This is a genomic window from Massilia sp. LXY-5 (assembly GCF_059801075.1).
This window is the reverse complement of sequence record NZ_JBNNEH010000002.1, coordinates 96,461-121,409: the sequence shown is the minus strand read 5'-3', so window position 1 is coordinate 121,409 and position 24,949 is coordinate 96,461. Positions and strand designations below refer to the sequence as shown.

The 24,949-nt window shown below is 65.9% G+C and carries 25 protein-coding genes; 23 read left to right on the top strand and 2 right to left on the bottom strand.

Going from position 1 to position 24,949, the window contains the following annotated elements; all coding sequences use genetic code 11:
• The first annotated feature begins 55 nt into the window (after positions 1-55).
• The 20 genes from ACI48I_RS04025 (at position 56) to ACI48I_RS03930 (ending at position 20,778) form a co-directional block, all read left to right on the top strand.
• Complete coding sequence (locus tag ACI48I_RS04025; RefSeq protein ID WP_193688749.1) at positions 56-2,293, top strand: RelA/SpoT family protein; 2,238 nt, start codon at positions 56-58, stop codon at positions 2,291-2,293.
• A gap of 342 nt (positions 2,294-2,635) precedes the next feature.
• Entirely contained in the window at positions 2,636-4,300 is a 1,665-nt protein-coding gene (locus ACI48I_RS04020; protein WP_498573401.1) for a sensor histidine kinase, read from the top strand.
• Positions 4,301-4,306: 6 nt separating this feature from the next.
• A complete protein-coding gene (locus ACI48I_RS04015) occupies positions 4,307-4,996 on the top strand; it encodes a response regulator (protein WP_498573400.1) in 690 nt (229 codons plus the stop codon).
• A gap of 25 nt (positions 4,997-5,021) precedes the next feature.
• Positions 5,022-5,330 (top strand): hypothetical protein, encoded by a 309-nt coding sequence (locus tag ACI48I_RS04010; RefSeq protein WP_498573399.1) that lies wholly within the window; start codon positions 5,022-5,024, stop codon positions 5,328-5,330.
• A 76-nt stretch (positions 5,331-5,406) separates the two neighbouring features.
• Positions 5,407-5,592, top strand: a complete 186-nt coding sequence (locus ACI48I_RS04005) for a Flp family type IVb pilin (protein WP_193688745.1) — start codon at positions 5,407-5,409, stop codon at positions 5,590-5,592.
• Between the two features lie 58 nt (positions 5,593-5,650).
• A complete protein-coding gene (locus ACI48I_RS04000) occupies positions 5,651-6,229 on the top strand; it encodes an A24 family peptidase (protein ID WP_193688744.1) in 579 nt (192 codons plus the stop codon).
• 13 nt (positions 6,230-6,242) lie between these two features.
• Entirely contained in the window at positions 6,243-7,607 is a 1,365-nt protein-coding gene (locus tag ACI48I_RS03995; protein WP_498573398.1) for an ATP-binding protein, read from the top strand.
• 1 nt (position 7,608) lies between these two features.
• Positions 7,609-8,427 carry a Flp pilus assembly protein CpaB gene (cpaB, locus tag ACI48I_RS03990; protein WP_498573397.1) on the top strand — a complete coding sequence of 273 codons (819 nt, stop codon included), beginning with the start codon at positions 7,609-7,611 and terminating at the stop codon, positions 8,425-8,427.
• A gap of 11 nt (positions 8,428-8,438) precedes the next feature.
• A complete protein-coding gene (locus ACI48I_RS03985; RefSeq protein WP_498573396.1) occupies positions 8,439-9,950 on the top strand; it encodes a type II and III secretion system protein family protein in 1,512 nt (503 codons plus the stop codon).
• Between the two features lie 9 nt (positions 9,951-9,959).
• The gene (locus tag ACI48I_RS03980; RefSeq protein ID WP_498573395.1) at positions 9,960-10,238 is read left to right on the top strand and encodes a hypothetical protein; all 279 of its coding nucleotides are present in this window, start codon (positions 9,960-9,962) and stop codon (positions 10,236-10,238) included.
• A gap of 13 nt (positions 10,239-10,251) precedes the next feature.
• Positions 10,252-11,547 (top strand): pilus assembly protein TadG-related protein, encoded by a 1,296-nt coding sequence (locus tag ACI48I_RS03975; protein ID WP_498573394.1) that lies wholly within the window; start codon positions 10,252-10,254, stop codon positions 11,545-11,547.
• Positions 11,548-11,557: 10 nt separating this feature from the next.
• Positions 11,558-12,013, top strand: a complete 456-nt coding sequence (locus ACI48I_RS03970; protein ID WP_498573393.1) for a TadE/TadG family type IV pilus assembly protein — start codon at positions 11,558-11,560, stop codon at positions 12,011-12,013.
• A complete protein-coding gene (locus ACI48I_RS03965) occupies positions 12,010-12,459 on the top strand; it encodes a TadE/TadG family type IV pilus assembly protein (protein WP_498573392.1) in 450 nt (149 codons plus the stop codon). Before ACI48I_RS03970 ends, ACI48I_RS03965 begins: the two co-directional genes overlap by 4 nt.
• 42 nt (positions 12,460-12,501) lie before the next feature.
• Positions 12,502-13,773, top strand: a complete 1,272-nt coding sequence (locus tag ACI48I_RS03960; RefSeq protein WP_498573391.1) for a CpaE/TadZ family protein — start codon at positions 12,502-12,504, stop codon at positions 13,771-13,773.
• Complete coding sequence (locus ACI48I_RS03955; RefSeq protein ID WP_193688737.1) at positions 13,755-15,116, top strand: TadA family conjugal transfer-associated ATPase; 1,362 nt, start codon at positions 13,755-13,757, stop codon at positions 15,114-15,116. The genes ACI48I_RS03960 and ACI48I_RS03955 overlap by 19 nt, the downstream gene beginning before the upstream one ends.
• Before the next feature lie 9 nt (positions 15,117-15,125).
• Complete coding sequence (locus tag ACI48I_RS03950) at positions 15,126-16,097, top strand: type II secretion system F family protein (RefSeq protein WP_193688736.1); 972 nt, start codon at positions 15,126-15,128, stop codon at positions 16,095-16,097.
• 25 nt (positions 16,098-16,122) lie between these two features.
• Positions 16,123-17,070, top strand: coding sequence for a type II secretion system F family protein (locus ACI48I_RS03945; protein WP_193688735.1), 948 nt, complete (start codon positions 16,123-16,125; stop codon positions 17,068-17,070).
• 12 nt (positions 17,071-17,082) lie between these two features.
• Positions 17,083-18,120, top strand: a complete 1,038-nt coding sequence (locus tag ACI48I_RS03940; RefSeq protein WP_193688734.1) for a LytR C-terminal domain-containing protein — start codon at positions 17,083-17,085, stop codon at positions 18,118-18,120.
• 13 nt (positions 18,121-18,133) lie between these two features.
• Complete coding sequence (locus ACI48I_RS03935) at positions 18,134-20,410, top strand: Ig-like domain-containing protein (protein WP_498573390.1); 2,277 nt, start codon at positions 18,134-18,136, stop codon at positions 20,408-20,410.
• A gap of 65 nt (positions 20,411-20,475) precedes the next feature.
• Positions 20,476-20,778 (top strand): ACT domain-containing protein, encoded by a 303-nt coding sequence (locus tag ACI48I_RS03930; protein ID WP_498573389.1) that lies wholly within the window; start codon positions 20,476-20,478, stop codon positions 20,776-20,778.
• A gap of 9 nt (positions 20,779-20,787) precedes the next feature.
• Here the strand turns inward: ACI48I_RS03930 and ACI48I_RS03925 are convergent, their stop codons facing one another.
• Both ACI48I_RS03925 and greB read right to left on the bottom strand, forming a co-directional pair.
• Entirely contained in the window at positions 20,788-21,390 is a 603-nt protein-coding gene (locus ACI48I_RS03925; RefSeq protein ID WP_193688731.1) for a biliverdin-producing heme oxygenase, read from the bottom strand.
• A gap of 47 nt (positions 21,391-21,437) precedes the next feature.
• Positions 21,438-22,004, bottom strand: a complete 567-nt coding sequence (greB, locus tag ACI48I_RS03920) for a transcription elongation factor GreB (protein WP_193688730.1) — start codon at positions 22,002-22,004, stop codon at positions 21,438-21,440.
• 110 nt (positions 22,005-22,114) lie between these two features.
• Between greB and ACI48I_RS03915 the strand changes: the two genes are divergently transcribed.
• From ACI48I_RS03915 to ACI48I_RS03905, 3 genes are read left to right on the top strand one after another with little or no spacing between them, the layout of a single operon-like run.
• Positions 22,115-22,744: a hypothetical protein gene (locus tag ACI48I_RS03915; RefSeq protein ID WP_193688956.1), complete on the top strand. Its 630-nt coding sequence runs from the start codon at positions 22,115-22,117 to the stop codon at positions 22,742-22,744.
• Positions 22,741-24,228: a sensor histidine kinase gene (locus ACI48I_RS03910; RefSeq protein WP_498573388.1), complete on the top strand. Its 1,488-nt coding sequence runs from the start codon at positions 22,741-22,743 to the stop codon at positions 24,226-24,228. Before ACI48I_RS03915 ends, ACI48I_RS03910 begins: the two co-directional genes overlap by 4 nt.
• Positions 24,225-24,872, top strand: coding sequence for a response regulator (locus ACI48I_RS03905; protein WP_498573387.1), 648 nt, complete (start codon positions 24,225-24,227; stop codon positions 24,870-24,872). Before ACI48I_RS03910 ends, ACI48I_RS03905 begins: the two co-directional genes overlap by 4 nt.
• Positions 24,873-24,949 lie beyond the last annotated feature (77 nt).

Genomic DNA, 24,949 nt, shown 5'->3' with positions numbered 1-24,949 from the left:
GTCGACCCCTTATTCTGTTATTCTGTCACCACACTGCGGCTGATCGACATAACGTATGAACCTGTTCCCTCCGGACTCGACACATTCAGGCAACACCCCCACCCGGGCCAAGCGCCCGGGCAAGCCGCAAGAAGTCCCCGAACCGCCTGCCCCCGGCGTTGCCTCGGTCACCCAGCTGGTCAACCAGCTGTCGGAATACCTCACACCCGTCGAACTCAAGAAGGTCAAGGAAGCCTACCGCTTCTCGGACGAGATGCATCTCGGCCAGGTCCGCAAGTCGGGCGAGCCCTACATCTCCCATCCGATCGCCGTCGCCGAAATCTGCGCCGAGTGGAAGCTCGACGCCCAGGCGATCATGGCCGCCCTGCTGCACGACGTCATCGAAGACCAGGACGTCAAGAAGGAAGAGCTGATCGAGCGCTTCGGCCCGCAGGTGGCGAACCTGGTCGACGGCCTGTCCAAACTGGAAAAGATCGAATTCCAGAGCCTGGTCGAAGCGCAGGCGGAAAACTTCCGCAAGATGCTGCTGGCCATGGCCTCGGACGTGCGCGTCATCCTGATCAAGCTGGCCGACCGCCTGCACAACATGCGCACGCTGGGCGTGATGGCGCCGGCGAAAAAGCGCCGCATCGCCGGCGAGACGATGGAAGTGTATGTGCCGATCGCGCACCGTCTCGGCCTGAACAACATCTACCGCGAACTGCAGGACCTCGCCTTCTCGCACCTGTACCCGCTGCGCTACCGCACCCTCTCGAAGGCGGTGAAGGCGGCGCGCGGCAACCGGCGCGAAGTGGTCAAGAAGATCCTCGAGGCGGTGAAGAACACGCTGTCCATGGCCGGCATCCATGCCGAAGTCTACGGCCGCGAGAAGACCCTGTTCGGCATCTATAAAAAGATGCGCAACAAGCACCTGTCGTTCTCGCAGGTGCTGGACGTGTACGGCTTCCGCATCGTGGTCGATACGGTGCCCAACTGTTACGTGACCCTCGGCACCCTGCACGGCCTGTACAAGCCGATGCCGGGCAAGTTCAAGGATTACATCGCCATTCGCAAGCTGAACGGCTACCAGTCGCTGCACACCACCCTGATCGGCCCCTACGGCACCCCGGTCGAATTCCAGATCCGCACCCAGGACATGCACCGCACCGCGGAAAGCGGCGTGGCTGCGCACTGGCTGTACAAGACGGGCGACCAGAACATGTCTGACCTGCAGCAGCGTACCCACGCCTGGCTGCAGTCCCTGCTCGACATCCAGCAGCAGACCGGCGACTCGGCCGAATTCCTGGAGCACGTGAAGGTCGACCTGTTCCCGGATTCGGTCTACGTGTTCACGCCGAAGTCGAAGATCATTGCCCTGCCCAGAGGCGCGACGGCGCTCGATTTCGCCTACTCCATCCACACCGGCATCGGCGACCACACGGTGGCGGTCAAGATCAACAACGAGACCCAGCCGCTGCGCACCGAGCTGCACAACGGCGACATCGTCGAGATCGTCACCGACCCGGATTCGCGCCCGAGCCCGACCTGGCTCAGCTATGTACGCACGGGCAAGGCGCGTTCGGCGATCCGCCACTACCTGCGCACGATCAACGTCAACGAGTCCGTGGAACTGGGCCAGGAACTGCTGGCACAGGCGCTGGCCGCCCGCAGCATCGAGCCTGAGCTGGCGTCGAGCACAGTGGAAAAACTGCTGGCGGAATCCTCGGCCAAGTCGATGGACGAACTGTACGCCGACATCGGCATCGGCAAGCGCATGCCGGCGCTCGTCGCGCGCCATATCTTCGGCCTGATCGAAGGCGAGTCGGACACCGTGCCGTCGAACCTGCCACTGGCGGCCGACATCGACCCGGTCACGATCTACGGCAGCGAAGGCGTCTCGGTGCAGCTGGCGCCCTGCTGCCTGCCGATCCCGGGCGACCAGATCACCGGCCAGCTGCGGCGCGACCAGGGCCTGGTCGTGCACACCTGCGACTGCCTGCCTGCCAAGCGGCTGCGCGTCAAAGAGCCGGACCGCTGGATCGCCGTGCAATGGGGAGAGGAGCTGAACCGCCGCTTCGACTGCCGCATCCGCCTGTTGATCAACAACGAAAAAGGGATTTTGGCGCGCGTGGCGGCCGAGATCGGCGAATCGGACGGCAACATCACCTATGTCGGCATGGACGAGGACGACGAGAACATGATGACGCAGCTGCGCTTCACGATCCAGGTGAAGGACCGGGTACACCTGGCGCACCTGATCCGCAACCTGCGGCGCGTCGCCGGCGTCAACCGCGTCGAGCGCGAGCGGGCCTGACCCATCGCGGCCGCGCGCTCTGCGGAGCCGCCGCACCTGGCGCCGCCGACCTGGACGGCGCATCCCTTCCCTGCCCCGCAGAGCTCATCCTTTTGTTTCCTGTAACCAAAAGTGTAGTTTTTTTCTATACACGGTCGATGTTTGCGTACTTACGGCCTGAACAATGGTATATTTTTTATATCATATGCGGGTTGGATAATTCACCCGCCATCGATTCCAAAACTAGGGATGCACGACAGGTTGCGCGACTGTCGATGCGATGAATCGGTATAAGCACCAGAATCGAATGCGGCTGTGCCCCTGTCGGGCGGAATCGTTCACTTATACTAGCGCGGAGGCCATGTGGGCAACGCATACCGCGACGACACGTCCATTCTGGCGGACGTGGATGAATTGACGCTGGTTGCGAGGATGCGCGTCGTCCTCGCCATTGCAACACTGTTGACGATCAGCATTGATGCGGACGGTTTGGGTAATCCGCATCCGCTGACCTTGCTGGTGTTCTATGCCTATACGGCACAGAGCGCGGTCATCCTGATCCTGCGCGAAAGCGGGCGTGACATGCGCTATCCGAAGCTGGCGCACTGGCTCGACGTTCTCTGGTTCGGCATGCTGCTGGGCCTGACCGGACCGCTGTCGGGCTTCTTCTTCCTGTTTTTCTTCCCGATCGCCATCGCCGCCTTCCGCTGGGGGCACGACGAAGGGGCACGCGTCACCCTGGCCGGTACCGCGCTGTTCGTGCTGTCCACCCACGGCCAACCCGGCCATGCGATCCTGGCCAACGTCCTGCTGCGCGCCGCCTTCCTGCTCGGCCTGGGGCTGATGGTGTCGCGCTGGGGCGAAGTACTGCTCAACGGCCGACGCCGCATCGCCCTGCTGCGCGACGTCAGCCGCCTGTCGAATCCACGTTTCGGGGTCGACCATACGATCGCCTCGGTACTCGAACAGACCCGGGTCTTCTTCGGCGCCAGCAGCTGCCTCGTACTGGTCCGCGACGGCGCGACGGACGAGTGGCGCCTGCGCTCGGCGGGGCCGTCCTCCTCCGGCCAGGCCTGCGGCCACTGGCTGCTGGACAAGCAGATCGCGGCGGTGCTGGCGGCACTGCCGGCGCGCGTGAGCGCGGTGTACAACGCGCCCCTGCTGCCCGCCCTGCCCTGGCCGGCCGCGCTGCACACGCGCGACGAAGGCGCGGCCAGGTGGCAGCGGGCAGCGGCCGACGCCGGGATCGAGGTCGCCGACCTGCTGGGCGCGCGCAGCTTCATTTGCGCACCGGTCCCGTTGCGCCGCGACGAGGGCCGGATCTTCGTCGTCTCGCCGCGGCGCGACCTGTCGCAGGACGACGCGGACTTCCTCGGCCAGATCGCCGCCCAGGCGTTTCCGGTCATCGAAAACATCGAGCTGCTCGACCGCATGGCCTCGGACGCCGGCCGCCGCGAGCGCCAGAAATTCTCGAACGACCTGCATGACACGACGGTGCAGCCGTATATCGGCCTGTCGCATGCGCTGCAGGCGCTGGTGCGCAAATCCGACCAGGACAGCCCGATCGCCACCGAACTGCGCCAGGTCGCAGCCATGGCGGACAATTTCGTCCGCGACCTGCGCCAGTTCGCGCGCGTGGTGACCAGCAGCGCGCCGTCCGGCGAACGCGCCTTCGCGCTGGCCCTGCGTTCGCACGCGGCCGAGTTCAAGACCTGCTACGACCTCGATATCGCCCTGCACGGGCACGATACGCTCGACATCAACGACCGTCTCGGCGCCGAGGTATTCCAGCTGGTCTGCGAGGGAATGAGCAATATCCGCCGTCATACGCGCGCGGCCCGGGGCGCGGTGTACCTGCACCGCAACAGCGGCTGGCTGCATATCCGGATCGAGAACGAGTGCCCCGCGGGCCCGCCGCCCGCGTTCGTGCCGCGCTCGATCTCGGAGCGGGCGGCTTCGCTTGGCGGTTTCGCCTACGTGGGTGCAGCCCAGGGCGCCACCACGGTCCATATCGACATCCCGGTCTAGCCCACGATGCCGCTCACCGTACCCGCCCCCATCACCGTCCTGCTGGTCGACGACCACAAGACCATGCTGTGGGGCCTCGAGCGCCTGGTCGGCAGCGAGCGCAGCGGCATGAAGGTGGTCGCCACCGCCGGCAACCGCGAGGAAGCCCTGGCGCAGGCGGCCATGTACGGACCCGACGTCATCCTGCTCGACATCGACCTGAACGGCGAATGCTCGCTCGACTTCCTGCCGGCGCTGCTCGTGAGCGGCATCTCGCGTGCGCTCGTCTTCACCGGCATGCGCGACCAGGCCACGCTCGACCGCGCGATCCTGGCCGGGGCGCGCGGCGTGCTGCGCAAGGACGCGCCGGCGGAAGTGGTGCTGCGCGCGATCGAGAAGGTACACCAGGGAGAAATGTGGGTGGGCCAGGACATGATGGCGCGCATCTTCGGCGAACTGACCCGCGCACGCGCGCCGGCGCGGCGCGACCCACACCAGGAAAAACTCGATTCGCTGACCCCGAAGGAGCGCCGCATCGTCGACGCCATCGTGGCCGGCAGCGGTGTCACCAACCAGGCGCTGGCCGACAGCCTGTTCATCTCGGAACACACGCTGCGCAATTATCTGGTCACCATCTACAAGAAGCTCGGGGTGAGCAACCGCCTCGAACTCTACGTCTACGCCAGCAAGCACAGCGCCCCGCGCGCGGCCGGATAGCTGTCCGGCTAGTCCTACGCAACCCATGACATTTGTCACGGTTCCGCATTACAAAATCGATGCAAATGTCTGTCCTTTTCAAGGGCGATTGTGCGATGCGCCGGTGTCAGCCGTGACCTACAGTGTATCCATCAGCGCTGACTTCGAGCCTGAATGGAATCCGAACGATGGGCGGCAGACTGTGGACGGCAAACACATGGACCTTCTCGACAATCTTCCGCTCGCGTTCATCGATTTCATCCGGGCCGCAACAGGCAGTTCGCCTTACGAACATGCCCTGGTCTGGTCGCTCGTTACAGTGATTTGCATCCTCGTGGTCATCGCGGTGGTGTAGCACTGGGACGACGGTCCGGCGCGGCGCTGGTTTCAAAGCCTCTAACCAAACTAATCTTTACCCTGGGAGAAACATCATGGAAATGATCAAGAACTTCATGCAAGAAGAAGACGGTGTCACCGCTATCGAATATGGCCTGATCGCAGCGCTGATCGCGGTGGTGATCATCGGCTCCGTGACCCTGGTGGGCACTAAGCTCGATGGCATCTTTAACTACATCCAAAGCAAACTGACTGTCCCAGCAGCAGGAGCAGCGCCTTAAGACGCGCCCTGCCCCACCCCAGCCGGGGTGGGGCTTTAACTAGCCAAGCGAGCAGTTTATGCCAGCCCTAATCGAGATCACTACCGGTCAACTGCGTTTGTCCGGTTTGTATATTGTACCGATACAGATTGGCGTGCTCGTTCTGCTCCTGCTTATCGCCACTGCCGTCGACATACGCGAACGCCGAATTCCCAATTGGCTGGTCGCCACAGGTATGACTGGTGCTCTTGCCTTCCATTCCATTTCCTTGCAGGGCGAAGGCGCTGTTTTTGCGCTTTCAGGCCTCGCCGTGGGGATGGCAACCCTTCTTCCGATGTATGCGCTCGGTGTCATGGGCGCTGGCGATGTGAAACTGATGGGAATGATCGGCGCATTTCTCGGCATGGACGGGGTCTTTGGCGCCGTGCTGGCGAGCATGGCAGCTGGGGGTTTACTTGCCTTAGGGTTCGCGGCCTGCAAGCGGATGCTCCCGCAAATGTTCATCAACTTGTTAGACATTTTGCGGCACTTCCATATCAAACACATGACCCGATCGATCACTGCCCCAATGGCGCCAGTCGCTTCAATCGGAAAAATGCCCTATGCCGTGGCCATCACCGCCGGAACACTCGCGCAGCTCACCTTCCTGCATCTCTGACCATACGGATATCATGGATACCCTGGCCCTCGACTCCGAATCGCGTCCCGATATCAACGCGCCGTGCCCGGCCCCGGCCGTCCTGCCGCCTGCGCCGCTAACGGTGGCGCAGACCGGCCTGCCCTTCCTGTTCCTCGCCGAACTGGCCGTCAAGACCCTGTTCCTCGGCGGCCTGCTGCGCATCACCGAGCTCAGCGCACGCATGAAACTCGGCATCGGCGTGATCGAGCCGCTGATCGTTTACCTACGCGCCGAACGGCTGTGCGAGATCAGCCGCGCCGGCGCCACCGGGACCGACGCCGACGTCTGCTATAAGCTAACCGACCTGGGCCGCGCGCGCGGCGCCGAATTCCTGGCGCGCTGCGGCTACACCGGCCCAGCCCCGGTCACGCTGGAAAGCTACGGCGACGCGGTTGTCGCGCGCAGCGTGGCCGCGATGCACATCGGGCGCGCCGCCGTGCAGGCCGGCTTCGGCCAGGTAGTGGTGCCGCCTGCCATCCTCGACCAGCTCGGTACGGCCATGAACTCGGGCCGCGCGATGTTCATCCACGGTCCCGCCGGGAGCGGCAAGACCTTCCTCGCCGAGCGGCTGGCCGAGCTGCTGACGGGCGCGATCGCGGTGCCCTACGCCATCTACGCCGGCGGCGAAGTGATCCAGATGTACGACCCAGTCGTCCACCTGCCGGCCGAGACCGGTCCTGTGCCCGGCCTGCCCTTCCGCCGTGCCGCCGGCGATGCGCGCTGGGTCCATTGCCGCCGTCCGGCTGTGCTGACCGGCGGCGAGCTCTCGCTCGACATGCTGGACCTGAAGTTCGACCATGCCACCCGCTACTACCAGGCACCGCCGCACCTGAAGGCCAACAACGGCATTTTCATCATCGACGACCTGGGCCGCCAGCGCTGCGCGCCGGCCGACCTGCTCAACCGCTGGATCGTGCCGATGGACCGCCGGATCGATTTCCTGTCCCTGCACACCGGCTACAAGTTCGAGGTGCCCTTCGACGTGATCGTCGTGTTCTCCTCGAACCTGCCGCCGGCCGAACTCGGCGACGGCGCCTTCCTGCGCCGCATCGGCTACAAGATCCACGTCGGCCCGCTCGGCGAAGACCACTACCGCCGCATCTTCATCGAAGCCTGCGCGGGCCTGGGCATCGCCTGGAACGCGGAGGCCTTCGACTGGCTGCTGAAGGAGCGGCATGCGCGCGAAGACCGTCCGCTGCTGGCCTGCTATCCGCGCGACCTGCTGAGCCAGGTCCGCGACCGCGCCGCCTACGACGGCGTGCCGCCGGAGCTCACGCCGGATTCGCTCGACTGGGCATGGAACAATTTTTTTACCGGCGTCCAAGAAGCGCCGGCAACTGGCACCGAAGGTGAATGAGATGAAAAACACACGCGGCATCGTCATGCTGGGCATCGCCCTCATCCTCGCCCTGGCAGCGGTATTCGCCGCCGTCAGCTGGATCAACGGACGCGCAACGAACACATCCAAGGTCGCGGTGGCGATGGTCGACATCAGCCTGGGCGCGCGCATTGCGCCGGAAATGATCAGGATGGTCGACTGGCCGGCCGGCGCGCTGCCGCCGGGCGCCTTTTCCGACCCCAAGCTGCTCGGCGGGCGCGTGGCGCGCTCGACCCTGCAGCGCGGCGAGCCGATCATGGAAGCGAAACTCGCCCCGCCCGGCACCCAGGGCGGCCTGTCTGCGGTGGTCGCCAATGGCAAGCGCGCGATGACGGTGCGCGTGAACGACGTGGTCGGCGTCGCCGGCTTCGCCCTGCCCGGCAACTTCGTCGACATCCTGGTCAACACCCAGGGCGACACGGCCAAGGCCGGCCCCAACGGCGACGCCTCGATTTCGAAGATCGTCCTCGAACGCATCCTGGTGCTGGCGATCGCCCAGGACCCGAACCGCGACGACACCAAGCCGAAAGTCGTGAATGCGGTGACCCTCGAACTGTCGCCCGAGCAGACCGAAAAACTCGACCTAGCGCGCAGCGTCGGCACCCTGTCTCTGGTGCTGCGCAACCAGATCGATCCCGACCCGGTGGGCACCGGCGGCGCCACCAAGAACGCCCTGCTCGGCCTAGTGCGTCCCGCCGTCGTGCGCGCCCCCGTGGTGCGCAAGGCCGTGCTGGCGCAGGAACCGCGCTACAAGGTCGACGTCATCAAGGGCCTCGAGCGCAGCACCCAACAATTCTAATGAGAGCGACCATGCGAGCTACTGACAAGATGACGGGAAAATGCACCGGGCGCAGGGCACTGATGGCGCTGGCAGCGCTGGCCTGCTGCACGGGCATGACGGCGACGGAACCGGCCTTCGCCGCCACCGCGGCCAAGGCGCCTACCCGCGCACCGGTCCAGACGGGGCCGGCGCGCAGCAGCGGCGTGTCGACGCTGGCGCCCAAGGTGACCCTGTCCGAGGGCAAGTCGACCCTGATGCGCCTGCCCTTCGCGGCCACGCGCATGTCGGTCGGCGACGCCAAGGTGGCGGACGTTATTTTGCTCAACCCAAGCGAGCTCTACATGCTCGGCAAGTCGGTCGGCAGCACCAACCTGATCCTCTGGAACAAGGCCAACGAGGCCACGATCATCGACATCGCCGTCGACCTCGACACCAGCGGCCTGGCGGCCCGTTTCGAGCAGCTGCTGGCCGAGGAAAAGGAAGTCAAGATTACGACCGCGGCAGATACGCTGGTGCTCTCGGGGACCGTGTCGGACGTGACGAAGGTCGACCAGATGATGGCGCTGGCGAACGCCTATGTGCAGCGCGGAAAGGGCGGCGCAGGCGAGGCGGCCGGCGGCGCCGCCAGTGCCGGCGGTCAGCAGCCAACGATGAAAGTCATCAACATGACCTCAGTCGCCGCGCCCCAGCAGGTGATGCTCGAAGTAAGGGTCGCCGAAATCTCCAAGACCCTGGCCGACCAGCTCGGCGTCAGCATGGGTGCCAGCCGCACCAACGGCAGCTGGACCTACAGTTTTCTCTCCAACCTGCTGACCAGCAATCCAAGCCTGCTGGATGCTTTTAACGGCAAGAACGGCAACTTCCTTACCATCGACGCACAAAAGCGCGACGGCCTGGTCAAGGTGCTGGCCGAACCGACTGTGATGGCCATCAGCGGGCAGGAAGCGAGCTTCCTGGCCGGCGGCAAGATCTTCATCCCTGTGAGCCAGGCGAATAACAATGGCGTCCCCACCATTACCCTCGAGGAAAAGGAATTCGGGGTCGCCGTCAAGTTTACGCCGACGGTGCTGGCGGGCGGCCGCATCAACCTGAAGGTGGCGCCGGAAGTGTCGGACCTGAACAAGGAAGGCATCGGGATTACCGCGACCGGGATTAACGGCACGGCGATCCTGCCCTCGTTCACTACGCGCCGCGCCACGACGACCGTGCAGCTGTTCGACGGCCAGAGTTTCGCCATCGGGGGCCTGATCAAGAACAACGTCACCACCAACGTAAAGGCCTTCCCGGTACTGGGCGAGATACCCGTGCTGGGCGCGCTGTTTCGCAGCACCGACTTCCAGACCGACCGTTCGGAACTGGTCTTCGTCATCACGCCGCATCTGGTCAAGCCGCTGCCGGCAGATTACAAGCTGCCGACCGACAGCTATGTCGAGCCGAGCCGCAGCCAGCTTTTCCTTGGCGGGAAACTCGAAGGCAAACCTGTTGCCGAACCGGCCCGCACGGCGGCCGCGCCCGGCCCTACCGGCTTCGACCTGAAATAGGAACCGATCATGAACCTGCGCCATCCACTTCATGCCGGACTCGTTCTACTGGTCCTGCTCGTCCTGTCGGGCTGCGCCTCGCGGCGAGCCGCTCCTCCCTACGGCGAGCGCGTTGCGCTCACCATGGCCCAGCAGGTGCTTGATCCCCTGGCTGGGACGAAACACGACACCATCAACGGGATGGGCGGCCAGGAAGCGAAGAGCGCCTACGACGCCTACCAAAAAACCTTCCGCGCTCCGCAGCCGCAGCCGAACGTGTTTACGATCGGCGTCGGGGGCGCACGCTGACGAGGTGGCCGACATGAACAGCCCGCTCCCCCGTTCACCGCATACGCGCCGCCTTCCGGCACGCGAGGACGGCGTCGTCGCCATCATCGTCGCGGTGGTGCTGGCGATGCTGCTCGGCTTCGGCGGCATCGTGCTCGACCTCGGGCACCTGTTCGTCAACAAGACGGAGCTGCAGAACGCGGCCGACGCCTGCGCCCTGGCGGCGGCCGGCCAGCTGGCCTGCGATCCGGCTGGGGGGGCCGGTTGCCCGGCGTCTTTTCTGGCCGATGCAGAGGCTGCGGGCATCTTCGTCGGCAGCCGAAACGCCAGCAATTTCCAGAAGGGTGCCGTTGTGATCGCACCTGCTGACGTGCGCTTTTCTACCTCGATCGGACCGTTCGGATCCTTTCAGTCACGCGCGGACGGCGCTAACGTGAATTCGAAATTTGCTATGTGCATCGCGCGTTCGGCGGGCATCAAGCCCTGGCTGATGCAGGTACGTGGCAAGATCGATCCGGCCGTCGTGGAAGCGAGGGCCGTCGCCACCCTGGCCCCTGGCCAGACTGCCTGCAACGCCACGCCGATCGGCGTGTGCTCCAAGAACGCGACGCCGCCGAATTACGGCTACGGCACCATCGGCGAGTGGATCGTCAGCTCCTTTAATGGCAGCAGTAACGGCGACGATTCCAACCTGGCCGGGAATTTCCGCTGGGTCGACTTCACGCCCAGCGCGGGCGGCGCCAGCGAGGTGCGCGACCAGCTGCTGGGCAACAGCTCGGTATGCGGCCTCCAGGTCGGCAGCGACATCCGGGAAGAAGGCGTCAAGCAGGGCGCCAAGAGCGCCTGGAATACCCGGTTCGGTATCTATCCGAACGGGAATGGATACACTGCCGCCGTCGCGCCTCCCGACAAAACAGGCTATGCCTACCCCAGCAAGGCACCGGGAACCGTCATCGGCATCGGTCAGTCCGCCTACGCCGACTACCGCGCCAAGCAGGGCACGCATACACCCTTTACAACCGGCAGCTACGCACCGACGGGCTCGGCCGGCAATATCCCCGGCAAACCATCGACCCAGTCCGAACACCTTGCGTACGGCGCCGAGCGCCGCCTGATCCCGGTGCCTGTCCTGGAATGCAACAAGTCCCCGGCCAGCGTGAAGATCCTCGCGATGGGCTGCGTCCTGATGCTCAATCCAATGTCCAACGGTAGCTCGGGCGACCTTTATCTGGAATGGCGCGGCCTGGCCAATGCCCCGGGCAGTCCTTGCCGCAGCGCCGGCGTAGCGGGCGGCACCACCGGCCCGCTGGTGCCAACCCTGGTGCAGTAGGAGAGCGGCCATGCGCACCACGAAAAAAGAGTCTGGCGCCGTCGCCGTCGAAATGGCCCTGCTGCTGCCGCTGCTGGTGCTGCTGCTGTTCGGCGTTACCGAGTTCGGCCGCGCCACTTACCAGTACAACGCGCTGGCCAAAGCAGTGCGCGACAGTGCGCGCTACCTGTCCCAGTTCGCGCCGGGCGATGCTGTCCGCTCGCTGGAAGCGCGCTCGATGGTCGTATGCGGCGCCACCGATTGCAGCGGGAGGACGCCGCTGGTTCCCGGGATGTCGCTCAGTTATGTGCAGGTGCGCGACCGAACGACCGACCCCGGCAACTACAACCTGCAATCTACCGGACGCGGCGTACTGAATCTCGTTCGCGTCGAGGTGACCGGCTTTACCTTCCGTAGCCTGGCGAGCGGCTTCGTTCCCGACCTGGCGTTCTCGCCGATCCAGGCGACGATGGAGCAGGTGCCATGAACCTGCGTCCTTGCCCCCGCATCGAGCGCCAGCGCGGCCTTGCCGCGGTCGAGTTCTCGCTGATCGCCCTGTTCATCCTGTTTCCCCTGCTGTTCGGGATCATGGAGCTGGCGCGCATCGCCTTCTACTGGAACGCCGCGACCGAGGCCACGCGTCTCGGCGCCCGGCTAGCGGTGGTCTGCGACCTCGACGACAGCACCATCCGCAGCCGCATGGCCGCCCTGTTTCCGCTCGTGGCCACCACCGACATCGATATCGCCTATCAGCCCGCGGGATGCACGACGACGAGCTGCCTCGGGGTCGAAGTGTCGATCAGGCCGCCCGCCGTCAAGACATATATTCCGCGCATTCCGCTCACGTTCGCATTTCCGCCGTTTCGTACCACGCTGCCAAGGGAGAGCATGCAAAGTACGTTTGCCGGAGTGAGCAATCCGGTCTGCGAATGAGCAGCGCGCATCCATCGAAATAGACCGATCAAAGGAGTCACCGTGAAAATCGCCGTCGTATCTCGTAGTGAAAAACACCTGCTGGAGATCGCGCGGCTGCTGCGCGAGCGCAGCCCGGGCGATGAACTGAACCTGGTTTCCGGTTCGCTCGAACGTTTCAGCAGCAGCGCCGGCACCGCCATGCCCGACCTGCTGCTGCTCGACCAGCCGCAGGGCAGCGAACTGGCGCGCCTGGAAGGGCTGGGCGCGGCCCACCCGCGCATGACGACCATGGTGCTGTCGACGCTGCACACCGTGGAATTCATGGTCGACGCCATGCGCGCCGGCGTGCGCGAAGTGCTGCCCGCGCCGGTGGGGCCCGACACCCTGTATCCGGCGGTGGTACGGGTGCGCGAGAAGCTGTCGGCGCACGAGCACGCGAACGGCAAGGTGCTGGCCTTCGTCTCCTGCAAGGGCGGCAGCGGCGCGACCTTCCTGGCCACCAATATCGCCTACGCGCTGGCGACCGAATGCGGCCAGCGGGTCGCCCTGATCGACCTCAACCTGCAGTTCGGCGACGCCTCCCTGTTCCTGGCCGACCAGAAGCCGCTCGCCACCCTTTCCGACGTGGCGCTGCAGATGCACCGCATGGACGCCTCGCTGCTGGCCTCGAGCATGATGCCGGTGACCGCGACCTTCTCGGTGCTGGCCGCGCCCGACGACCCGGTGCACGCCGTCGACGTCAAGCCGGACCACATCGACACGCTGCTGAACCTGGCGCGCCGCCACTACGATTTCGTGGTCCTGGACGTGGGCCGCAGCCTCGACCCGGTCGGGGTGCGCGCGCTCGACCTGGCCGACACCATCTATCCGGTGCTGCAAACCACCCTGCCCTATGTGCGCGACGGCAAGCGCCTGCTGGAGGTGTTCCGTTCGCTCGGCTATCCGCCGGCCAAGGTACAGGTGATCGTCAACCGCCACGAGAAGAAGGCCCAGATCAAGCTGGAGGATCTCGAGAAGGCCTGCGCCACGCCGGTCTGGCGCCAGGTGCCGAACCATTACGAGGCGGCCGCCGCTTCGGTCAACCAGGGCATCCCGGTGCTCAAGCTGTCGCCGAAGAGCCCGATCGCGAAATCGCTGATGGCGCTCGCGCGCGGGATTGCCGGCGACGCCGCCCCGGCGCCCGCGGGCTGGCTGGCGCGCCTGCTGAAGAAACCGGCGAAAGAGGCACCGCCGGCCGCCGCGCAGCCGGTGGCACAGCCGGCCCTGCAGGCCGTACCTGCCATCAAACAACCGGCATTCGAGGAGAAACAGGCATGGATGCAGAAATCCTGACGCTACGCGACCGCCTGGCCGGCAGTGCCGGCCGCGGCCTCGCCCAGTCCGGCCCGCGCATGTCGCACAGCGCCGGTTACATGCAGCTCAAGGGACGGATCCACCAGGGCCTGCTCGACCGGGTCGACCTGGAAAGCCTGCAGCAGCTGGCGCCTGAGCAGATCCGCGACGAGCTGAAAATGATCGTCGAGCTCATGCTCGAAGAGGAAACCGTGCCGATCAACGAGGTCGAGCGGGCCAACCTGGTGCGCGACATCCAGAACGAGATGCTCGGTTTCGGCCCGCTCGAACTGCTGCTGGCCGATCCGTCCGTGTCGGACATCCTGGTCAACACCTGCAGCCAGGTGTACGTCGAGCGGCGCGGCAAGCTCGAGCTCACCGAGGTGCGCTTCACCGACGAGGCGCACCTGATGAAGATCATCGACAAGATCGTCTCCCGCGTGGGCCGGCGCATCGACGAATCCTGCCCGATGGTCGACGCGCGCCTGCCCGACGGCTCGCGCGTGAACGCGATCATCCCGCCGCTGGCGATCGACGGCGCCATCCTGTCGATCCGGCGTTTTTCCGCCGATCCGCTGCGCCTGTCGGACCTGATCGCCTATAAAAGCATGACGCCGGGGATGGGCGAGATCCTGCAGGGACTGGGCAAGGCCGAGGTCAACATCCTGATCTCGGGCGGCACGGGCTCGGGCAAGACCACGATGCTGAACGTGATCTCGGGCTTCATCAGCCCGGAGGAGCGGATCGTCACGATCGAGGACGCGGCCGAACTGCAGCTGCAGCAGCCGCACGTGGTGCGCCTCGAAACCCGGCCCGCCAACATCGAGGGGAATGGCGAGGTGACCCAGCGTGCGCTGGTGCGCAACGCCCTGCGGATGCGCCCCGACCGCATCATCCTCGGCGAGGTGCGCGGCGGCGAAGCGCTCGACATGCTGCAGGCGATGAACACCGGCCACGAAGGCTCGATGGCGACCATCCACGCGAACACGCCGCGCGACGCCCTCACCCGCCTGGAAAACATGATCAGCATGGCGGCCGCCTCGCTGCCGAGCAAGGCCATGCGCCAGCAGATCAGCTCCGCCGTCGGCGTGGTGCTGCAGGTGTCGCGCCTGACCGACGGCAAGCGCAAGCTGGTGTCGCTGCAGGAGATCACCGGCATGGAGGGCGACGTCATCACGATGCAGGAGATCTTCGCGTTCCGCCAGACGGGCCTGGGCGAGAACGGGGCCGTGCTCGGCCACTTCTGCGCCACCGGCATCCGCCCGCGCTTTCTCGACCGGCTGCGCAATTACGGGGTCAACATCCCGGAGAGCGTGTTCGATCCCTCCCGCCAGTTCGCCTGAGGAGCCGTCATGGACTACATGTTCTTCGTCTTCGCGATCCTGATCTTCGTCGCCGTGGTGTTCCTGATCGAGGGCGCCTACCTAGCCTGGAATGCGAGCCGCGGGCCGGAAGCGCAGCGCCTGACGCACCGCGTGCAGACGGCCGCCGCGCGCGACGCCGAGCGCAGCGTCGCCCTCGCCAAAAAGCGCAGCTTCAGCAACCATCCGGTCTTGCAGAAGCTGCTGGCGGCGCTGCCGCATGTGTCGACGCTCGACCGCCTGCTGATGCAGTCGGGGAAGCAGTGGACGGTGGCCGGCTTCGCGGCCGCCTCGCTCGCACTGGGCGTACTGGCCTGGGCGCTGGCCTGGTGGTTCGCACTGCCATTTCCGCTCCAGCTCGCAGCGGGCGCCGCCGCGGCGACCCTGCCGCTGCAGCTGGCGCTGCGCGCACGCAACAAGCGCCTGCACAGGATCGAAAACCAGTTGCCGGATGCGCTCGACCTGATGAGCCGGGCGCTACGTGCCGGCCACGCCTTCCCGAACGCGCTGAAGATGGTCGGCGAGGAGATGAAGGAACCGATCGCGGTCGAATTCGCCACTGTCTTCGATGAAGTCAATTTCGGGGTCTCGATGCCGGACGCGCTGATGAACATGGCCAACCGGGTGCCCAGCACCGACCTGCGCTATTTCGTGGTGGCCGTGCTGATCCAGCGCGATACGGGCGGCAACCTGTCTGAACTGCTCGGCAGCATCAGTAAGATCATCCGCGACCGCATCAAGCTGCTGGGCCAGGTCCGGGTGCTGTCGGCAGAAGGGAAGATGTCGGCGTGGGTGCTGGGGCTGCTGCCGTTCGGAGCGGCCTCGCTCATCCAGCTGACCAATCCGAAATTCCTCGGGGTGTTATTCACGGATCCGGCCGGACAAAAAATGGTGGGCTTCGCGCTGGGAATGATGGTGCTGGGCGTGTTCGCGATGCGCCGGATCGTAAAGATCCGCGTATGAGCGCCGCATACGCAAGGAGCATGCAATGACTATCCTCGAACTCGGTTTTGTCGGCCTAGTATTCGTGGCCGTATTCGGTGTCGCCCTGCTTGGGCTGCGCACCTTCGCCGGCACGCCGCTGCAGGAGCGGTTGGACGCGGTCGGTGTGAGCACCGAGACGTCGGGCTCCGGTCCACCGCAATGGCTGGAAAAGATCGTCGCAGCAGCGACGCCAGTCGCGCGCCTGTCGTTGCCCGACGACGAGGCGCAGACCTCGGCGGTACGGGTGCGCTTCATGAACGCGGGCTATCGCCATGCATGGGCGCCGGTGGTCTTCTTCGCCGCCAAGACGGTACTCTCGCTGGGTCTGCCGCTGGCGGTCTTCTTCGGCCTGAGCCTGAAAGCCACGACATCCAGCACGACAGCGATGCTTTTTTATGTGCTGACCGCCGCGGCGGCAGGCTATTACCTGCCGAACTTCGTGCTAAAAAAGATGATCGCGCGCCGCCAGCGCGAGATCTTCGAGAGTTTTCCCGATGCGCTCGACCTGATGACGATCTGCGTCGAAGCGGGCCTGGGCATGGACGCGGCGCTGGCGCGCGTGGCCGGCGAGATCGGCCTGAAAAGCCGGGTCCTGAGCGAGGAGCTGAACCTGGTGACGCTCGAACTGCGTGCCGGCAGTGGCAAGGACAAGGCCTTGCGCGGCCTGGCCACCCGGACCGGGGTCGAGGACGTCGACGCGCTGGTGGCGATGCTGATCCAGGCCGAACGCTTCGGCACCAGCATCGCCGACTCGCTGCGCGTGCAGTCGGAACAGCTGCGCACCAAGCGCCGCCAGCGCGCCGAGGAACAGGCTGCCAAGATCGCCCTGAAGCTGCTGTTCCCGCTGATCTTCTTCATCTTCCCGTCCCTGCTGGTGGTGCTGATGGGCCCCGCCTTCATCCAGATCTACCGCGTCCTGCTGCCGACCTTCAGCGGTGGCGCCGCCAACTGAAAGGAGACCGCCATGCCGATCCGTCCCCTCGCCCCTGCGCTCGTCGCTGCACTCCTGCTCTCGTCCTGCGCCGGCGTACCGCCGCAGCTGCGGATGATGTTCCAGCCTGCGGAACAGGTACGCCATGGCAGCAGCGACGTCGCTTCCGCCTACTACCGGCTGGGACGCTACCACCAGGACGCGGGTGACCTGGGGCTGGCCCTGACCGCCTACACCTATGCCAGCGCGCGCGACCCGAAGGCGCCCGAGCCGCGCATCGCCGCGGCCGCCATCCATGCCCAGCAGGGCCGGCTGGCGCAGGCCAGGGCAATGCTGCGCCAGGTCTGCGCCGAGTACCCGGCGCTGGCCCAGCCGCTCAACAACCTGGGCTACGTGTACTACCTGGAAGGCGACTACGAGGCCGCCACCCAGGCCTTCCGCGCCGCGCTGGCGCGCGAGCCAGGCAGCGAACGGGCCCGCAACAATCTGCGGCTGGCCGAAGGAGCGGCGGTGCGCGGCGTGGCGGCGCTCGAGACGATCGCAGCCTTGCCTGCACCGCCGGTACCGCCGGCGCCCGAGCCTGTACCGGCGCCAGCACCTGCCGCGGCGCCGGCGATGGCCGACAACGGCATGCAGCTGGTGCGCACGGCGCCGAACGTGTACGAATTGCGGGCGGCGCCGGCCGTCGCGGCATCCGCCCCGGTGCGCGCTGCGGCGCCCGCACCTGCAGCCGCGCAGTTCGAGATCGCCAACGGCCATGGCGCCGACGGGCTGGCGCGGCGCTTCCAGCAAAGCCTAGCGCTGCGCGGCATCGTCGCCACCAGGCTGACCAACATGACGCCGTTCAACCAGGCCGCGACCCGGATCGACTACGCGCCCGGCCAGGAAGCGGCGGCGCGCAGGCTGCAGGCGGCCTTGGGCGGCAAGCCGATCCTGCGCCTGGCGGACCGCGGTGCGGTCCCCGGCGGCATGCGTCTCGTGCTCGGCAAGGATGCCCCGCTCGCGCTCGCACAGGCAAAGCCGCTGCTGGCCACGTCCGCCGCACCCGTTTCCACCCATCCAATGCAATAGCCCTGGAGCGCCAATGAGAACAACGATAACCCGCGCAGTCGCCGCCACTTCCACCACCCTGCTTGCCTGCTTGCTGGCCGCGTGCGGCGGCGGAGGCAGTGGAAACGATACTTGCAAAACCCTCGACCCGAGCCGCGATCCGAGCCTGCCCGGGTGCACCGTTTCCTCGACGCCCGCCACCGGTTCGACGGCCGCGCTGGCGCCGCTGGTGGTGACGCTGGCCGACGCCAAAGGCGCGCCGACGACCATGGTGTCGCCGAAGACGCCCGGCGTGGCCAAGGCAGTGGTGAAGGATGGCGCCGGCAAGCCGGTGGCCGGCCTGGCAGTGACGTTCACGAGTACCGATACGAGTGCGGTGCTGGTGCCCGCCACCGGCAGCGCACTGACCGACGCCAACGGCGTGGCCAGCATCGGCGTCGCGGCGGGCAAGCAGGCCGGCGCCTTCACGCTGACCGCCAGCGCCACCCGCGACGGCACCAAGGCCAGCGGCAGCGCCAGCTATGCGGTGGGCTTCCCGCTCCTGACCATGAGCGCGTTGAGCATCGGACCCTCGCCGCTGCCGGCCGGCGGCACCGCGAGCCTGTCGGTGACCCTGCTCGACGGGGGCACGCCGTTCGCGCCCGCGCAGGAGGTGACGTTCACCTCGCCCTGCGCGGCAGCCGGGAAAGCGACGATCAGTTCGCCGGTCACGACGGTCGCCGGCGTTGCGTCGACCTCGTATATCGACAAAGGCTGCGGTGCCCCTGACGTGGTCACCGCCTCGACCGTGCTGGCGGGGGCGACGACCAGCGCTACCGGCACGGTCAATGTCGAAGCCGCGGTTCCTGGCCAGCTCGCCTTCGTCTCTGCGCTACCGCAGAATATCTCGCTTAAAGGCACCGGCGGCGCCGGGCGCCAGGAATCGTCAACGGTGGTGTTCAAGCTGCGAGACCGCAACGGCATTCCGGTGTCGGGCCAGCGCGTCGACTTCGCGCTGACGACCTATGTCGGCGATTTGAAACTGAATTTCACATCGGCCACAACTGGAGCCGACGGCTCGGTCAGCACCATCGTGTCGGCAGGCACGGTCAACACGCCCGTGCGCGTCATCGCCACCGTCGCCGGTAGCGGCATCACTACCATGTCCGATCAGTTGGTCATCTCCACCGGCGTACCCGACCAGAACAGCTTCAGCCTCTCGACAGAGATATTTAATGTAGAAGGCATGAACATCGACGGCTGTCCGGCACCCACCGGATCTAACGTCACGGTACGGCTGGCGGACCACTTCAACAATCCGGCGCCTGACGGGACGGCTGTCAGCTTCACTGCAGAAGGCGGCTCAATCGATGGCTCCTGCCTGACGGGACTCGTCAATACGACGCTGACCGACGGTACGGTAATCCAGCAAAAAGGCATTCCTGGCGCATGCACAGTCCGCTTCTGCGCAGCGAACCCGCGGCCTGCCGACGGGCGCGTGACCGTGCTCGCCTATGCGCTGGGCGAGGAAAGTTTTGTCGATACCAACGGCACCAATCTGTATTACGAGTCGACAGATGCTTTCCAGGACTTGGGCGAGCCCTTCCGTAACGACCGCGCTATCACCAGCCGCAACGCCCAGGCCAATTGGGGGGTAGATGCCAACTGGCTGCCGGCGCGCGCTGCCCTCTCGCCGGACGACGGCTGGTCGAGCGGGAATGCAGTGCGCACGCCGGGAGAAATCTTCATCGATTCGAACGCCAACGGCACTTGGAACAGCGCCGGCGACGGCATCTATAACGGCGTTTTGAAGCAAGGCAGCAGCGCCACGCGTCCGGTGACCCATGTGCGCGGTGCCCTGGTGCAAGTGATGTCGACCAGTACGGCTGCGATCACCTCGCTCGGGCCAGAGTCGATTGCGCTGAGCCATTGCGTGAACGGCACACCCTTCGTCAACACGGCGGTGACGTTGCAGCTGGCGATCCGCGACACCAACCCGACCGTGTTCACCCTGAACCGGGCCGGCGCCGCGCCGCTCAACCTTCCCTTCGATTTGCCGGGCAACATATTGGCAGCCGGGACCAAGATCGATTTCATCCCATCCAATGGCACGCTGCTGAGCCCACCTTCCTACATCGTTCCGAACACGAACGAACCGAGTGCCGCGGCGTGGATCTATACGCTCCAGATGCAGAGCGATGCGAGTCAGAGTTCGCCGGCAGATAGCCCGCCACTGTATTGCAGCAATCGGGTCAGCAGCGGTACGCTGACGGTGAAGGTGACCTCGCCGTCAGGCATCATTACGACCCGGGCTTACCCGGTCACGGACTGACTGCGGTCATTGCAAACCAAGGCGGCCGGGACTTCCCCGGCCGCAATTCCATAAGAGGTCACCATATGGGCGCGCAGGAACTGAACCACTGGGTTGGGGTCGAGCGGCACAAGCAGCAGAACAACCCCTTCACCTGCCGCATCCGCCTGCTGATCGACAGGCACAAAGGCATCCTCGGCCGCGTGGCGGCCGAGATCGACGATTCCGACAGCGCCCTCACCTATGCCGGCATGAGCGAAGAGGACGGCAGGACGATGACCGAAGTGCGCTTCACGCTACGGGTAAAGGACCGCTCTCACCTGGCGTATCTGTTACGCAGGCTGCGCAGGGTGGCAGGCGTCCATCGGGTCGAGCACGAGCGGCCCTGAAGCCTTGGTTCAGGGCCGCTCGAACGCCAGCGCCAGGATCCGGTCGAAGGCATCGCAAGCGCCGGAACAGGCCTCGGCCACCTCTTCCTCGCCCTGCACCTGCGCGCGCAGGGCCAGCATGAAGGCGCGCCAGCGCGGGCCGGGCCCGCCCTCGCCTGCCCCGGCAAGGTAGCGCAGCGGATGCGGCGCCAGCTGGTCCGCAAGCCGCTTGTGCAGCACCGCACCGCCCAGCTGCGAGCCTTCGACCACATAGGCGACGCCCCAGCGGTAGGCGGGACTGGCATGCGCCGGCCAGAGAGGTGTTGCGGCACGCGCGGCGCCGGCATACGGCGCCAGCGAGGGTTCGGCCAGGTCGGCGTCGATCAGCGCCAGGTGCGGGGCGGCGGCAAGACCGGCGGGACCTTGCGGGCCATCCGTAAAACCATGTTGCCAGGCCTCGAGCGGGGCCAGCCAGTCGCGCAGCAGTTGCAGGTGCTGGGCATAGTCGGCCAGGGTGGCATCGGGCGCCGAGAGCGGCAAGCCGCTGTCGAGGCGCTCGTGGCGCGAGCTCGTGGACTGCCGCAGCGCGGCCAGGACGTCGGACTCGCGTGCGGTGTCGGGGGAACGGTTCATAAAAAGCTTGTTGCGGCGAATCGGGCATCTTACCAGCCGCGGCCGGATCAGTCCGTGATGGGTTCCGGATACGAGACCGAAACGATTTCCAGCTCCTCCTCGCCCTGCGGCGTCTGCAGCGTGGCGACGTCGCCTTCGCGGCACTTGGTCAGCGCACGCGCCACCGGCGAGACCCAGCTGATGCGTCCGCGCAGCGGGTCGAGCTCGTCGATGCCGACGATGGTGACCGTGTGCTCTTCGCCGGCCTTGTTGACGTAAGTGACGGTGGCGCCGAAATAGACCTGGTCGTTCCCGTAATGCACGCTCGGGTCGACGATGAAGGCCGAATCCATGCGCTTGGTGAGAAAGCGGATGCGGCGGTCGATCTCGCGCAGGCGGCGCTTGCCGTAGATGTAGTCGCCGTTTTCCGAACGGTCGCCGTTGGACGCCGCCCAATGCACGATCCGCACCACTTCCGGACGGTCGACGTCGATCAGCTGCAACAGCTCGTCCTTGATGGCTTTATAGCCGGCAGGGGTGATGTAGTTCTTGGCGCCGGCGGGAATCGCCTGCGCCAGGGCGACGGCGTCTTCATCGTCGTCGTTGTCGGACTCTTTTACAAATGCCTTGTTCATTCGTCCATTGTAGCCCCAGATCGCGCGACCCGGGACACGCTAGCCGTGACGTGTCGACTTGCTCAGTTTCCCCTAAGGCTGGACGCCGCGGATACCGTATGATGCGCAAGATGACCTCCCCGAGACTCACAAGTCCGCCTTCCCCACGCAGCCGGCTGCTGGCGCCGTTGCTGTATGTAATCGCGCTGCTGCTGCTGTTCGAGGAATGGCTGTGGGAAGTCGCCGGCCGCCTGTCGGCCGCAATGGGCACCTGGCCGCCGCTGCGGATGCTGGAGCACGGCATCCGGCGCCTGCCGCCCTGGGCAGCGCTGCTGGCCTTCGCCCTGCCCGGCTTGCTGCTTGTTCCGGTCAAGTTGCTGGCCCTGCTGGCTATCGCCCACGGCCATCCCCTGATGGGCGTCGCGGTCTTTGTGGTCGCCAAACTGGGCGGGGCGATGGTGGTCGCGCGTATCTATGTCCTGACCCTGCCGTCCTTGCTGGCGCTCGTCTGGTTTGCGCGGTGGCACAATCGCTTCATCATGTTCAAGGACCAGCTCATCGCCCGCTTCCGGGCCAGCCCCACCTACCAGCAGGCGCGCCGTTCGGTGTCGGCCTTGCGCCGCATCCTGCGCCGCCTGCGCAGCCAGTTGCGGCCGTCGGTACCCTTCGGCAGCCGCCATGCCACGCGTAGCGCACGCGCGCTGCGCCGCTTCGTGTCGCTATGGCGCCGGCGCCGCAAACCGGGAAGCGAAAGACCATGACCACCACCATGACCACGACCGAAGCGCTGCTGGCCGCGCCGATGCACGCCGCCCCGGCCGAGATCCTGCTGATCGACGCCGCCACGCTGGCCCTCGTCGACATGAACGCCACCGCGCGCGCCAATCTCGGCTACGACGGGGCCGCATTGAGCGGCATGCGCGCGGTCGATATCGCGCCCGGCCTGGACGACGGCACACTCGGCGCCCTGCTTGCCGGCATGGGGGAAGACAAGGGCGATGAAACGATCAAGCAAGGCTGCCTGCGCACCGAACTGCGCCGCGCCGACGGCAGCACCTATCCGGCCAGGCTGACTTTCCTGCGCACCCAGCGCGACGGCCGTTCCCTGCTGCTGGCGATCGGCCACGATCTATCGCCCGAACAGGCGGCCTCGAACGCGCTGGCCCAGTACCAGACGCGCTTCAACGCCATCGTCAACCACACGCCGGGCCTGGTCTACCAGTTCACCCTCGGCGCTGACGGCCGCCATGCCTTTCCCTACCTCAGCGACGGTTGCGCGCCCTTGCTCGGGGTGCAGCCGGCCCAGCTGCAGGCCGATCCCGACCTGTTCCTGCGCCTGATCCTGCCCGAGGACCGCAAGGGTTACCTGGAAGCGATGGCGGTCTCGAAAATATCGCTCTCGAGCTGGAACTGGGAAGGCAGGATCTGGATCGATGCATGGAAAGACGTGAAATGGATCAACCTGCGCGCCACGCCCCACGCCGTTGCGGCGGGCGCGGTGCAGTGGGACGGCATCATGACCAACATCACCGAGAGCAAGGTCGAGCAGCAGGAAACCCTGCGTTCGCGCGCGCGCCTGGCCGAACTCACCGACCACATCGAGCAGGTGAAGGAGCAGGAACGGGCGCGCATCGCGCGCGAGATCCATGACGACCTGGGCGGCAACCTTACTGCGATCAAGATGGCCTTGTCGATGCTCAGTTCGCGGCTGCCGCCCGACCAGCCGGGCCTGCTGGAAAAGGCGACCTATCTCGACGACCTGGTCGACCGCACGATCGAGGCGGTGCACCGCATTTCGCTCGACCTGCGACCGTCGACGCTGGACTTGGGCATCGTCGCGGCGCTGGAATGGCAGGCGCGCGAATTCGAGAAGGGTTCCGGCATCGCCTGCATCTTCCGCAGCGCCGAACGTGAGATCGAGCTCGACCCGGACCATGCGGCCGCGCTGTTCCGCATTTTCCAGGAAGCGCTGACGAATGTCGCGAAACACGCCGGCGCGACCCGCGTGACGGTGACCCTGCGCCGCCAGCGCCAGCACCTGACGCTCGCCATCTGCGACAACGGCCGCGGCATCGCGCCCGCCGACCGCCTGAAACCCGCCTCCTTCGGCCTGCGCGGCATGAGCGAACGGGCGCGGGCGCTGGGGGGCACGTTGACCTTGTCGGCGGCGCCCGGAGGTGGCACGATGGTGACCATCAAAATTCGCCTGGCCCCGCCGCCAGTAAAAATCCCCGGGGAACAATGACCGACAAAGCCACCATCCGCGTATTCATCGCCGACGACCATGCCATCGTGCGCGAGGGCTTGAAACAGATCCTGGCCGAGCAGCGCGACATCGTCGTTGCCGGCGAGGCCGAGAACGGGCTCGATGCAATCAAGCTGTTCCGTAAATCGCGCTGCCACGTGATGCTGCTCGATATCTCCATGCCCGACCGCAATGGCATCGAGGTGCTGAAACAGATCAAGCAGGAGCGGCCCGAGCTGGCCGTGCTGATGCTGTCGATGCACCGCGAAGACCAGTACGCGATCCGCGCGCTGAAAGCGGGCGCGGCCGGCTATCTCACCAAGCAGAGCGCGCCGCGCGAACTGGTCACGGCGATCCGCCAGGTGGCCGGCGGCCAGAAATACGTCAGCGCCACGCTGGCCCAGGCGCTGGCGAGCCAGGTCGGCGCCGACCACGACGCGCCGCCGCATGACAGCCTGTCGGACCGCGAATTCCAGACGCTGACCATGATTGCTTCGGGCAAGACGGTGAGCGAGATCGCGCGCGAGCTCTCGCTGTCGGTCAAGACGGTCAGCGAATACCGGGCACGCCTGCTGGCGAAGATGAACCTGAAAACCAGCGCCGAGCTGACGCACTACGCGATCCGTAACCAGCTGGTCGAATAGATTTATGCATTGCTGTTAAGTAAGATACTTTCCAGCCTCTTTTCGGGCGATGACGAAAAGAAAAGGTGCTTATCATT